The 11,384-nt window shown below is 63.7% G+C and carries 12 protein-coding genes and 1 riboswitch; of the genes, 8 read left to right on the forward strand and 4 right to left on the reverse strand.

Annotated features, from left to right (window positions below; genetic code table 11):
- Positions 1-117: 117 nt before the first annotated feature.
- Positions 118-771, reverse strand: coding sequence for an oxygen-insensitive NAD(P)H-dependent nitroreductase NfsB (locus ACE4QZ_RS16705; RefSeq protein ID WP_021782797.1), 654 nt, complete (start codon positions 769-771; stop codon positions 118-120).
- A gap of 103 nt (positions 772-874) precedes the next feature.
- Here ACE4QZ_RS16705 and ACE4QZ_RS16710 point away from each other — a divergent pair, with 103 nt between their 5' ends.
- Genes ACE4QZ_RS16710 through ACE4QZ_RS16720 form a run of 3 tightly spaced genes read left to right on the forward strand, consistent with a single transcriptional unit; the run spans position 875 to position 3,312 of the window.
- Positions 875-1,798 carry a LysR family transcriptional regulator gene (locus tag ACE4QZ_RS16710; RefSeq protein ID WP_021782798.1) on the forward strand — a complete coding sequence of 308 codons (924 nt, stop codon included), beginning with the start codon at positions 875-877 and terminating at the stop codon, positions 1,796-1,798.
- A gap of 48 nt (positions 1,799-1,846) precedes the next feature.
- A complete protein-coding gene (locus tag ACE4QZ_RS16715) occupies positions 1,847-2,677 on the forward strand; it encodes an AraC family transcriptional regulator (RefSeq protein ID WP_021782799.1) in 831 nt (276 codons plus the stop codon).
- 50 nt (positions 2,678-2,727) lie between these two features.
- Positions 2,728-3,312, forward strand: a complete 585-nt coding sequence (locus ACE4QZ_RS16720) for a LysE family translocator (RefSeq protein ID WP_021782800.1) — start codon at positions 2,728-2,730, stop codon at positions 3,310-3,312.
- A gap of 39 nt (positions 3,313-3,351) precedes the next feature.
- Here the strand turns inward: ACE4QZ_RS16720 and ACE4QZ_RS16725 are convergent, their stop codons facing one another.
- Complete coding sequence (locus ACE4QZ_RS16725) at positions 3,352-4,551, reverse strand: sugar transporter (RefSeq protein ID WP_021782801.1); 1,200 nt, start codon at positions 4,549-4,551, stop codon at positions 3,352-3,354.
- A 205-nt stretch (positions 4,552-4,756) separates the two neighbouring features.
- Here ACE4QZ_RS16725 and ACE4QZ_RS16730 point away from each other — a divergent pair, with 205 nt between their 5' ends.
- The gene (locus ACE4QZ_RS16730) at positions 4,757-6,073 is read left to right on the forward strand and encodes a hypothetical protein (RefSeq protein WP_021782802.1); all 1,317 of its coding nucleotides are present in this window, start codon (positions 4,757-4,759) and stop codon (positions 6,071-6,073) included.
- Positions 6,074-6,183: 110 nt separating this feature from the next.
- Here the strand turns inward: ACE4QZ_RS16730 and calA are convergent, their stop codons facing one another.
- Positions 6,184-7,236 carry a vanillin reductase gene (gene calA / locus ACE4QZ_RS16735; RefSeq protein ID WP_021782803.1) on the reverse strand — a complete coding sequence of 351 codons (1,053 nt, stop codon included), beginning with the start codon at positions 7,234-7,236 and terminating at the stop codon, positions 6,184-6,186.
- A 181-nt stretch (positions 7,237-7,417) separates the two neighbouring features.
- Between calA and ACE4QZ_RS16740 the strand changes: the two genes are divergently transcribed.
- Complete coding sequence (locus ACE4QZ_RS16740; RefSeq protein WP_021782804.1) at positions 7,418-8,323, forward strand: AraC family transcriptional regulator; 906 nt, start codon at positions 7,418-7,420, stop codon at positions 8,321-8,323.
- Positions 8,324-8,350: 27 nt separating this feature from the next.
- Here ACE4QZ_RS16740 and thpR read toward each other — a convergent pair whose 3' ends face one another.
- Entirely contained in the window at positions 8,351-8,896 is a 546-nt protein-coding gene (gene thpR / locus ACE4QZ_RS16745) for an RNA 2',3'-cyclic phosphodiesterase (RefSeq protein WP_021782805.1), read from the reverse strand.
- 158 nt (positions 8,897-9,054) lie between these two features.
- Here thpR and lpxO point away from each other — a divergent pair, with 158 nt between their 5' ends.
- From lpxO to ACE4QZ_RS16760, 3 genes are all read left to right on the forward strand, one after another.
- On the forward strand, positions 9,055-9,954 hold the full coding sequence (lpxO, locus tag ACE4QZ_RS16750; RefSeq protein ID WP_021782806.1) for a lipid A hydroxylase LpxO: 900 nt from the start codon (positions 9,055-9,057) through the stop codon (positions 9,952-9,954).
- Positions 9,955-10,073: 119 nt separating this feature from the next.
- Positions 10,074-10,418: a carboxymuconolactone decarboxylase family protein gene (locus ACE4QZ_RS16755; protein WP_014591592.1), complete on the forward strand. Its 345-nt coding sequence runs from the start codon at positions 10,074-10,076 to the stop codon at positions 10,416-10,418.
- Positions 10,419-10,496: 78 nt separating this feature from the next.
- Positions 10,497-11,066, forward strand: coding sequence for a GNAT family N-acetyltransferase (locus ACE4QZ_RS16760; protein WP_003250500.1), 570 nt, complete (start codon positions 10,497-10,499; stop codon positions 11,064-11,066).
- Positions 11,067-11,160: 94 nt separating this feature from the next.
- Positions 11,161-11,369, forward strand: a riboswitch (cobalamin riboswitch).
- The last annotated feature ends 15 nt before the right edge of the window (positions 11,370-11,384 follow it).

Genomic DNA, 11,384 nt, shown 5'->3' on the forward strand with positions numbered 1-11,384 from the left:
GATAAGTATGCGGTATATGCCGGGTCATTGCCAGTTTGCCGGGGCGGGCAATCGAAGCCAGGGCTTTGCCAGATTGACCGCCAGCATTGCCAGGACCGCAAAGCGGCCCCGGAAACCTCACAGGAAGGTGAACACTTGCGATGCCGGCAACCGCGACTTGTTCAGCCCGGCATTGAAGTCCGCCTCGCTGCGGTAACCCAGGCTCAGGATCACCACACTGGTGAACCCACGCTCACGCAAGCCCAGTTCGGCATCGAGGACCTTGCTGTCGAAGCCCTCGATCGGCGTGGCATCCAGCCCATGCGCTGCCGCACCCAGCAAGGCAGTACCCAACGCCAGGTAGGTCTGCTTTTCCATCCAGTGCTGCACATCCTTCTGGTCGAAGCGGTGCAGGTTGACATAGTGACGGCGGCTCTGGTTTTGCCCGGCGCGCGCTTGCTCATCACGGAAACGGCCATCGGCAGCCTCTTGATCGAGCACGGTGTTCAGGTGTTCTTCAGTCATTTCGGTACGGGTGCAGAACACGATCACATGCGAGGCATCGAGAAGCTTCTGCGTGTTGTAGGCATAACCCTCCGCCGTGCTCTTGGCCAGGCGGGCCTTGCCTTCGGCCGTGTCGGCGACGATGAAATGCCAGGGCTGGGAATTGACCGACGACGGGCTGTGGCGCAGTTGTTCGAGCAGGGCGTCGACAGTGGCTTGGGGAATGCGGCGTGAGGCATCGTAAGCTTTGGTAGTGTAACGGCGCTTGGCCAGCGATACGGTATCCATGCGACAACTCCGTAATGAACAGTGGATGTGCCGCGCATCTTATCTTTCCAGCAAAAAAGAAAAAGCGGCACAATGTAACAACACTTTCATCCCTGGAATGAAAATGCTGCGCATCACCGACCTCGAACTGTTTGCCCGCAGCAGCGTGCTGGGCAGCTTCACTGCCGCCGCCCATGAAGCAGGCCTGCTGCCGGGCCAGGTGGCTGCCGCGATCAAACGCCTGGAACGCGACCTGGATGTACGCCTGTTCGCCCGCACCACCCGCAGCCTGCGCCTGACCGCCGAGGGCGAGCGCTACCTGCCAACCGCGCTGAATGTGCTGGAAAGCCTGCGCCAGGGCCATGAAGATCTGCATGGCAACCCCAATAGCCTGCGCGGCACACTGCAAGTGTCGGCCCCTTCCGACATGGGCCGCAACATGCTGCTGCCCTGGCTCAGCGCCTTTCGCCGCGACCACCCGGCATTGCAACTGCGCTTCTTTCTGTCCGACCAGATGGCCGACCTCAACCGCGACCCTGTGGATGTGGCCATCCGCTATGGCCTCAACCAGGATGCCAACTACATCGCCCTGCCGCTGGCCGAATGGAACCGCCGAGTACTGGTGGCCTCGCCCGACTACCTGGCCCGCCACGGCCGCCCGCTCACCCCCGACGCGCTGCAGCAGCATGCCTGCCTGCTGTACATGCAGCACAGCCGGGTGTACGACAAGTGGCAGTTGGGTAATCGCACGGTGCAGGTGCGTGGGCCATTGGTCAGTGACGACGCCGACGTCATCCGCCGCCTGGCCATCCAGGGGGAAGGTATCGTCTACAAGTCGTGGCTGGATGTCAGCGCCAACATCGCGGCCGGTGAACTGGAAATCGTCCTGCCCGAATTGCTCGGCGAACCTACCCCGCTCACCTTGGTCTGCCCTCATCGCAAGCAACTCACGCCTGCCGTGACGCAATTGCACCTGTGGCTACGCGAACGCTTCGAGGCCCTGCGCGCCCGGGCACTGACCAACGGCTGCACAATCGTTCCAGACTGAGTCGGGGGCATTGCGCTAAGGTTGCCATTTACCCCACGGTATACGTCCATGAGCAACTGGATCGACTTCAAACAAGACGCCGACACCGGCATCGAGTCGGTCCGTGCGCATTTTGTCGGGCATGCCTATGACCCCCACTGGCACGACAGCTTCCTGGTCGGCGTGACCGAGCAGGGCGTGCAGCAGTTCAACTGCCGTCGGGTGCGCCACCGCAGCACGCCGGGGCAGGTGTTTTTACTTGAGCCTGGCGACATCCACGATGGCCTGGCGCCCACCGAAGAAGGCTTCACCTATTCGACGCTGTACCTGGAGCCCGCCTGGCTCGACCAACAGCTGCGCGCGCTGTACGAGCACGCGCCAGGCGACAGCCTGCCCAGCTTTGCCGACACCCTGTGCCATGACGAACGTCTGGCGCGGGCCACCGCCCAGGCCTTCCAGGCCGTGCATGATCAGGACTTGCGCATCGTCAGGCAAACGGCCATGGACGATTTACTGGCCTGTCTGACCCGTCACCTGCACTGGCGCCGCCGCATCAACCCCGACCCGCGCCTGCCGCTGACCGCACAGCGCGCCCGGGACTTCCTGCATGCCAATCTGGAGCGCGACATCGGCCTGGAGGACCTGGCCCAGGCATGCGGCATTGACCGCTTTCGCCTGACGCGTGCGTTCAAGGCAGCGTTTGGTATTGCACCGCATGCCTACCTGATCCAGCTGCGCCTGGCCCAGGCGCGGCGACTGCTCGCCTTGGGCCAGACACCTGCCGAAGTGGCCGTGGCCTTGGGCTTTGCCGACCAGAGCCACCTGGGGCGCTGGTTCCGCCGCGCCTACCAGTTGACCCCGGCCGACTACCGCAGGCGCTGCTCAAACCTTCCAGACTGAGGGCCGGCGGGCAGCGAGCATGGTGCTTCAATGTTACGGAGCCCTGAACCATGTCGCAGTCGTTGTTGCCCTTCATTCTGTTCGCCCTGGTGTCCAGCATCAGCCCGGGGCCGACCAACCTGTTGATCCTGGCCCATGGCGCCCGCCGGGGCCTGCGCGCAAGCCTGGCGCCGATCGTGGCGGCGTGTGGCGCGGCAGCAGCCATTGTGCTGCTCGTCGGGCTGGGGCTGGGCGAACTGCTGCTGCGTCACCCCTTGGCGCAACAGCTGATGAGCTGGGCCGGGGTGCTGTGGCTGACCAGCCTGGCGTGGAAGATGCTGCGCAGTGCCGCCACCCCGCTCCACACGACCACGGCGCCAGGCTTCAGTGCGCTCAGCGCGGCCTCGTTGCAGGTGGTGAATCCCAAGGTGTGGTTGATGGCCGTGGCGGTGGTCGGGGTATTTGCCGCGCCGTCGTTGCCAGTGTGGCAGTTGGCGCTGGTGTTTTGGCTGATCGCTCTACCGAGCATGACCGCATGGGCGGTGTTGGGGGTGGGGAGCGCCCGGTGGCTGCAGGCACCGGGGCGGTTGCGGGTGTTCAACCAGGTGTTGGCGGGGGTTTTGTTGATATCGGCATGGGCTGCAGTATTAGCCTGAGTCGCTACTTGGCTTGCAAGTGGCCTGAACGGCCTCGGCTCAGCGAGTCAGCGCCTCGCGAAAGCGCTGGGTACTGGCAACGGCCAGTACCAGCCCGACCACTGCTACGCTACCGCCCACCAGGCCGATATGCGCCACATTCATCTGGCTGCTGACGATACTGCCCAGCAGCGCACCACCGCCAATGCCGATGTTGTAGATACCCGAGAACAGCGCCATGGCCACATCGGTGGCATCGGACGCCAGCTTCAGGGTCCTGGACTGCAGCGACAGACTGAAGCTGAGAATCGCCACGCCCCAGAACATGCTCAGCACTGCGAACACATGGAAGTTGCCCGACAGCGGCAACATCAGCAACAGGCACGCGGCGAGCAACCCGATCGACCCCACCAGAAAGCCATGCGGGAAGCGGTCGCTGTAGCGGCTGAACAACAACGAACCAAAAACCCCGGCACCGCCGAACAACAGCAGCAACAGCGTGGTACGGTCGCCGCCAAACTGCGCTACGTGCAGAGCGAACGGTTCGATATAGCTATAGGCCGTGAACTGCGCGGTAATGACCAGCGTCACCAGCAGGTAGGTAATGACCAGTGCCGGGCGCTTGAACAGGACCGGCAGGCTGCGCAACGAACCGGAGTTCTGGCTGGGCAGCAGCGGCAGCGATTTCATCAGGCACAGCATGGTGGCAAGCGCTACCCCGGCAACGCTCAGGAACGTGATGCGCCAGCCCAGTGCCTCGCCCACTACGCGGCCCAGCGGGATGCCAAGGACCATGGCCAGGGTAGTACCGGTGGCCAGCAGGCCGAGCGCCTTGGCCTGCTGGCCCGGCGGCGCCACACGCACCGCCAGCGAGGCAGTGATGGACCAGAACACCGCATGCGCCAGGGCAATGCCGATACGGCTGACCAGCAATATGGCGAAGCTTTGCGAAAGCCACGACAACAAGTGGCTGACAATGAACACCAGGAACACGAACAGCAGCAGACGCCGCCGTTCGATGTTGCGGGTCAGCAACATCATGGGCAACGAGGCCAGTGCCACGACCCAGGCATAGATGGTCAGCATCAGGCCCACCTGGGCAGTGCTCATGTCGAAGCTGCGGCCAATGTCACTGAGCAGCGCCACCGGGACGAACTCGGTGGTGTTGAAAATGAAGGCCGCCAAGGCCAGGGCGATGACGCTCAGCCAGCTGCCGCTGCCCGTTGTGGGCGGCAGGTGTGTGGGGATGGGTTCGTTCATGGGTGGAAACTGCTTCTCCGCAGGCAACGCAACAAGTCGCACGCCAGCGACCCGCTTGCAGGGGTGCCAACGTACGTTTTGTTATGGATAGGAATGCCCGGCATGGTACGCGTCAAGCTGGGGCCTCACAACCACAGGGCAGGCAGAAGGAGTACCATGCACGCTTTGTGTGAAACGCGTGTGCAACAAGGAGCCCGATCCGCTCATGGACAAGCAGCCCCCCCAGCAGCAGTGGCAGCAGGCAGTTACCGCCTATGCCCAGGCCGTCAACGACTATGTCGCGCAGGGCCGTGCGCACGGTTGGGACAACCTCGAAGAGCCGCAGGCACCCGCCACCGAACACCTGCTCGACGCCTGGCTGGCAGCCCTGCAGGCAGCCAACCACCCTGGCGTCGACGAACTGCAGCGCCAGGCCTTCCGTGAGGCCTGGCCACCCGCGCACCAGCCCTTGGTACCGTTGCTCGAAGCGCACGGCCAAGGCATCGGCAGTGTCCTGCTGCTGGAAGATGGCAGCCTGCTGGCACGTATCGGCATGCCTTACGACAAGGGCCAGGTGGTGCGTATAGACCACCATGGGGTAACCCCGGTCATCGGCGTCGAACACTTTGGCCGCTGCCCGGCGCGGCGCTATTTCGCCTTGGCCAATGCCGAGGGCGTGCGTGTGACCGATGGCTGGGGTGGCCCGCAGGTGCAACGTCTGGCCTGGCCCACGGGGCTGGAGGGGTTGCCGCCAGGTTACCCGTTCGAGCCGTTCGACCTGCCGCCCACACCGACCGCGCTGATCCCCTTCCCCGACGGCCAGCGCGTGCTGCTGGTGAGTGCCGAAGGTATCTTTGTGCTGGCCACCCAAGGTGCGACCCGCCTGCTGCCACAGCAAGCACGCGTGCTCGATGAGTTGGCCGAGGGCACCGACCCGGACGATATCAGCCTGGGGCTGAGCATGGAGCATGGTGCGGTGTCGGCGGATGGCCGGCTGATCGTCGTGGGTGAGCAAGGCAGCCGGCACCTTGTTCTGGACGAACAGCTCAAGCCGCTGGCGCACATCGGCCCGGGCAGCGAATACCCACACTTTGCCTTGTTCAACCGCGCCGGTGACCAGTTGATCGTCAATGCCTGCCATTTCTACAGCGGCGCCACGCTGGCCGTGAGGGTGGCAGACCTGCACGGGCTGGATACCGATTACTACAGCCAGGACCCGCGTACCCCGCTGGTGCAGGATGGCGCAAGGGTGTATGCGGGGGTAGCGCGCGATGGCGAGTACATTGTGGGTGATGCCTATGGCTACCTGCGGGCGTTTGGCGAAGAGGGTACGGAGCATTGGCAGCATTACCTGGGATCGACCATCAGTGCGATGGATATCAGCGCCGACGGGCAAACACTGGTGGCGGCGAGCCATGCGGGGGTTATTTCGGTGATTGCGCTGGATAGCGGGCGGCCCGAGTGGCAGATCGGTACCGGGGCGCACGGCGAGGTGCGGCGATGGTTGTTCTGGAAGGGCTGGGACAAGCCAATGGCCTGGTAAAACGGCTGCATCGTTGCTGCCTGTACGGGCCCCACCGCGCGCAAGCCCTACATCACCCCTGTGTAGGAGCGGGCTTGCCCGCGAAGAGGCCCGTACAGGCAACCGATCAATCAGCCCTGTAGCGTGGCCATGTCGATCACGAACCGGTACTTCACATCACCGGCAATCATCCGCTCATAGGCCTGGTTGATGTTGCGGATATCCAGCATCTCGATATCGCAGCGGATGTCGTGCTCGGCGCAGAAGTCCAGCACTTCCTGAGTCTCGGCAATCCCCCCGATCAACGACCCCGCCAGCACCCGGCGCTTCATCACCAGGTTGGCCGCATGCAATGCCGGGTCAATCGGTTCGATCAGGCCGACCAGGATGTGCACCCCGTCGAACTTCAGCGTTTCCAGGTACGGGTTGAGGTCGTGCTGCACCGGAATGGTGTCGAGCAGGAAATCGAAACGGCCGGCAGCGGCGCGCATCTGCTCGGCATCCGTGGAGACGATCACATGGTCGGCCCCCTGGCGGCGCGCTTCCTCGGCTTTGGCCTGAGAGCGCGTGAACAGGGTCACTTCCGCACCCAGCGCCTTGGCCAGTTTGATGCCCATGTGGCCCAGGCCGCCCATGCCGAGGATGCCGATCTTGTGGCCCGGGCCCACGCCGTGGTGCTTGAGCGGCGAATAGGTGGTGATGCCGGCGCACAGGATAGGCGCAGCGCTGGGCAGGTCCATACCGGCTGGTATGCGCACCACGAAGTGCTCGCTGACCACGATGCTGCTGGAATACCCCCCCATGGTGTTGCTGCCATCGACCCGGTCCGGGGTGGCGTAGGTCATGGTCGGGCCTTCCAGGCAGTATTGCTCCAGATTCTTGGCGCAGGCTTCACAGGTACGGCACGAGTCGACCATGCAGCCAACGCCCACCAGGTCACCGACCTTGTGCGCGGTGACCTTGTCGCCCACCGCCGTGACCCGGCCGATGATCTCGTGGCCCGGCATCAGCGGGTACACGGCAATGCCCCATTCGTTGCGCGCCTGGTGGATGTCGGAGTGGCACACGCCGCAGTACAGAATGTCGATGGCGACGTCGTCCGGGCGCGGGCTGCGGCGTTGGAACGTCATGGGGGCCAGGGGGCTGGTGGGGGTTTGAGCGGCGTAACCGATGGCGGTATACATGCAGGGCCTCGCAGTGAAGTGAAACGATTCAGGCGACGCATTCTGCGCGCCGTTTGCCGCCTCGCCCACGGCTGATTCTCCGGCATGCATGCCTGATTCTACGAAGATGCCAACCCATAGCTGGCGCCACGCCCTCAATCTGCGATGATCAAGCTGTCTGATTCTCTGCCCTTGGTCCACCATGCAACTGACCCGTCACGTCGATGCCAATGCGCCGCTTTGCGCACTGATCCGCAGCCTCGCCACGCGCCCAGGCTTTGTGCCCACGCACCTGCCCCAGGTGCAGGTGCTGAGCTGGGACCACTATGTGGCCAGCAGCCCGCAGATCTACGAACCAAGCCTGATGATCCTGGCCCAGGGCAGCAAGCTGGCGCGCCTGGGGCCGCGCACCCTGGAGTACGGCGCCGGGCATTACTTGGTGCAGGCGTTGTCGGTGCCGTTCATGTGCGAAACCTTCGCCACCCCTGACGCGCCATTGCTGGGCGTGGCGGTGGGCATCGACCGTGGCGTGCTAGGAGAACTGGTGCAGAGCATGGGCCTGGTGCCGGACGCTGCAGTACAGGCGCAAACACCGCAATCGATGACCTCTGCAGCACTGGATGCGCCAATGCGCGAAAGTGTGGAACGGCTGCTGCACTGCCTGCAGGACCCGCTTGACGCCAAGGTACTGGGCCCGGCGCGCGTACGCGAGGTGCTGTATACCGCGCTGCGCGGCCCGCAGGCCGGTGTGTTGCGGGCACTGGTGGAGCAACAGGGGCACTTCGCCCGCATCGGCGCCGCCCTCGCCCACCTGCGCGAGCACTACGCCGAGCCGCTGAGCGTGGAGGCACTGGCTGCGCGCGCCAACATGAGCGTTTCGACCTTCCATGAACACTTCAAGCGCTGCACCGACATGGCGCCGATGCAGTACCTGAAGCGCTTGCGGCTACTCAAGGCGCAGCAGATGCTGATCGGCGAAGGCCTGGGCGTGGCACAGGCTGCGCACCGGGTGGGCTATCAGAGCACCTCGCAGTTCAGCCGCGAGTACAAGCGCCAGTTCGAACGTAGCCCGGGGGATGAATTGCCTTACCAGAGCTTGCCGGTGTAGTTGCTTGACCTGGACGGCCCCTGCAGGTCAGTCCACCAGCGGCCACTGCGCCAAGGGCCAGTAAGCCCCCTTGCGCGACTCGTAGAGCGTAAAGTGTCGTGCGGTGAGGTAAAACTCCGGCGCGCTGCTGGCCTCGGGCGGCTGCCCGCGGTAATCCCTGGACAGCGTCAGGTGCGGTCGATACTCACGTTTGGCCGCCTCCATCCCCAACGGCAGCAGCGCCTGCTGCAAACCGTACACCAGTTGCAACAGGGTCGGCGGTACCTGCTGCGCCTCCAGCACCAGGGCGCTGGCCCGCTGCCACACCTGCAAACGGTCGAGCAACAGCCGCGGCGCCGAGGCTGGCAGCGCCAGTTGGTCGACGGCCGCGCAAATCGCAGGCACCTGCGCGGTATCCACATCACCGAGGAACAGCAGCGTGACGTGGAAGTTGGCGGCCGGCACCGGTTTGCCGCTGCGCAGGTTCAGCCCTCGCCGCCACTGGGCCAGGTCACGGCGCTGGGCGTCGCTGACCGGCAAGGCGAAGAACAGCCGCTTGAACGGACTACCACTGGGGCGTATATCCTGAACCATACCAACTCCCTGACATGAAACGTTTGCGCAAGACTGTAGGGTATTACACCAATGTCGCCCCACAGTTTCGTAACAATCAGTACAAACTACCCCCATGATTGTTTATGCTGGCGGGCTCATGCCATGGCGCATGGCCATTCTTCGACCAGTAAACGTCCATGAAAATTGCACTCGTACTCATCTTCGTCCTCTCGATCGCCTATGTTCACCTGCGCGGTCGGGTTCGCCACAAGCTGACTCGCCAGCTGGGCGACCACTCCAGCTTCCTGGCCCCGATCAACAGCTTCCTGTACCTGTTCTCCAAACACCCGGCTAAGCCTTACCTGCCGGTCGAGGCCTTTCCAGAACTGAAACCGCTGCAGGACCACTGGCAGGAGATCCGCGAGGAAGGTCGCCAGTTGCTGCACGTGGGTGAAATCAAGAAGTCCGACAATTACGATGACGTCGGTTTCAACTCGTTCTTCAAGACCGGCTGGAAGCGCTTTTACCTGAAGTGGTATGGCGAAAGCCACCCGTCGGCAATGGCCCTTTGCCCACGCACGACCGAGCTGCTGCAAGGCATCGGCACGGTCAAGGCGGCCATGTTCGCCACCCTGCCACCCGGTGCCAAGCTGGTGCGCCACCGTGACCCGTATGCCGGTTCCTACCGCTACCACCTGGGCCTGGACACACCGAATGACGATGGCTGCTACATCGATGTGGACGGCGAGAAATACGCGTGGCGCGATGGTGAGGGGGTCATCTTCGACGAAACCTACATCCACTATGCGGCCAACACCACCGAGCACAACCGCATCATCCTGTTCTGCGACGTCGAACGCCCGCTCAAGTACCGCTGGGCAACTGCGTTCAACCGCTGGTTCAGCCGCAACGTGATGGCCGCTGCCGCTGCGCCCAACGACGCCAGCGACAAGACCGGTGGCATCAACCGCCTGTTCACCCGCATCTACAAGATCCGCGAGCGTGGCAAGGCGCTGAAAAAGCGCAACCGCATGCGCTACTACCTGGAAAAATGGGCAGTGGTCGCGGCGTTGGTGCTGGTGTTCATCTACATCTGAAGGCTCAACGCAGGCCACTGTACGAGTGACCTGCGTTTACCAACCAAAGTACCGCCTCACACGTGCAACTCTTCGACTAGCCTGAAAGCTCCACTCGCAACCACCCCAAGGTGAAGACGATGAGCATGATGGACTGGGACGCCTACCGTAAGCAGTTGATGGCCGGCATCGGCGATCTCAAGCAACTCTCACCCGACACCGTAGCCGGCTACATGACCGCCAGCGGTGCAGGCGCCAAAACCAACCACCTGGATGCCAAGACCCGCGAGCTGATCTCCTTGGCCGTGGCTGTGACCACCCGCTGCGACGGCTGTATCGCCGTGCATTCGCAGCAGGCCGTCAAAGCGGGTGCCAGCCGCGAGGAAATTGCCGAGGCCCTCGGCGTGGCCGTGGCCATGAACGCCGGTGCCGCGCTGGTGTACTCGGCCCGCGCAATGGACGCGGTGGGCAAGGCCAACGGTTGAGCACAAACGGCGTCGTCGCCCTTGCGCGACGGCGCCGCGCCACCCAGACTGGGCGGCTCACCCCGCGCAGGAACCCGCATGATCCACATTCGCCCCATGACGCCGGAAGATTTTGATCGTTTCTGGCCCACCTTCCAGGCCATTGTCCAAGCCCGTGAAACCTACGCTTTCGACCCGGCGCTGAGCTTCGAGCAGGCCCGCCAGCTGTGGCTGGAGCTGCCCTTGCACACGCTGTTGGCCGAAGAAGATGGCGAGCTACTGGGGTCCTATTACCTCAAGCCCAATGCTGCCGGGCCTGGTGCGCATGTAGGCAATTGCGGCTACATGGTCTGCGAACAGGCGCGCGGCCGGGGCGTGGCGCGCTTGATGTGCGAGCACTCGCAAAAGCTCGCGCGCCAGGAAGGCTTTCTGGCATTGCAGTTCAACTCGGTGGTAGCCACCAACGCAGTGGCCGTGGCGCTATGGCACAAGCTGGGCTTTGAAACAGTCGGCCGTTTGCCCAAGGCCTACCGTCATGCCCGCCTGGGGCTGGTGGACTGCCTGGTGATGTACAAATGGCTGGCGGATGAGCCGGTGGTGGAGAAGCCGCCGCTGCTGATCGGGCGCAAGAACATCGAGGCACGGGTATCGCGGCGCCGCGGGCGCTAGCCTGTTCAGGCAAACCTGCCTTCAAACTCACAACCTGATTTTTTCGCGACACTCACAGCACACCCACATTTGACGCCCCAGCCTTTCAATGGTCAGATGCGCGCCAGTTTCAGGTGCCCTGCGCCGCCGCGCGCAGGGTGAAACGGGAAACCGGTGCGTCGTGTTGCCCACGACAAGTCCGGTGCTGCCCCCGCAACGGTAAGCGAGCGAACCCTTCGAGATACCACTGTGCTCAGGCATGGGAAGGTGAAGGTTTCATGCCCCTCGCAAGCCCGGAGACCGGCCTGGAGCTTCACTTGGCAACCCGCGGTGGGCGGG

It is taken from the genome of Pseudomonas sp. DCA-1 (assembly GCF_046523955.1).
Lineage (GTDB): Bacteria > Pseudomonadota > Gammaproteobacteria > Pseudomonadales > Pseudomonadaceae > Aquipseudomonas > Aquipseudomonas putida_Y.

Bases quoted from the DNA above. Each gene is read 5' to 3' on its own strand.
- ACE4QZ_RS16705 (WP_021782797.1), bottom strand. From the start codon at position 771: ATGGATACCGTATCGCTGGCCAAGCGCCGTTACACTACCAAAGCTTAC.
- ACE4QZ_RS16710 (WP_021782798.1), top strand. From the start codon at position 875: ATGCTGCGCATCACCGACCTCGAACTGTTTGCCCGCAGCAGCGTGCTG.
- ACE4QZ_RS16715 (WP_021782799.1), top strand. From the start codon at position 1,847: ATGAGCAACTGGATCGACTTCAAACAAGACGCCGACACCGGCATCGAG.
- ACE4QZ_RS16720 (WP_021782800.1), top strand. From the start codon at position 2,728: ATGTCGCAGTCGTTGTTGCCCTTCATTCTGTTCGCCCTGGTGTCCAGC.
- ACE4QZ_RS16725 (WP_021782801.1), bottom strand. From the start codon at position 4,551: ATGAACGAACCCATCCCCACACACCTGCCGCCCACAACGGGCAGCGGC.
- ACE4QZ_RS16730 (WP_021782802.1), top strand. From the start codon at position 4,757: ATGGACAAGCAGCCCCCCCAGCAGCAGTGGCAGCAGGCAGTTACCGCC.
- calA (WP_021782803.1), bottom strand. From the start codon at position 7,236: ATGTATACCGCCATCGGTTACGCCGCTCAAACCCCCACCAGCCCCCTG.
- ACE4QZ_RS16740 (WP_021782804.1), top strand. From the start codon at position 7,418: ATGCAACTGACCCGTCACGTCGATGCCAATGCGCCGCTTTGCGCACTG.
- thpR (WP_021782805.1), bottom strand. From the start codon at position 8,896: ATGGTTCAGGATATACGCCCCAGTGGTAGTCCGTTCAAGCGGCTGTTC.
- lpxO (WP_021782806.1), top strand. From the start codon at position 9,055: ATGAAAATTGCACTCGTACTCATCTTCGTCCTCTCGATCGCCTATGTT.
- ACE4QZ_RS16755 (WP_014591592.1), top strand. From the start codon at position 10,074: ATGAGCATGATGGACTGGGACGCCTACCGTAAGCAGTTGATGGCCGGC.
- ACE4QZ_RS16760 (WP_003250500.1), top strand. From the start codon at position 10,497: ATGATCCACATTCGCCCCATGACGCCGGAAGATTTTGATCGTTTCTGG.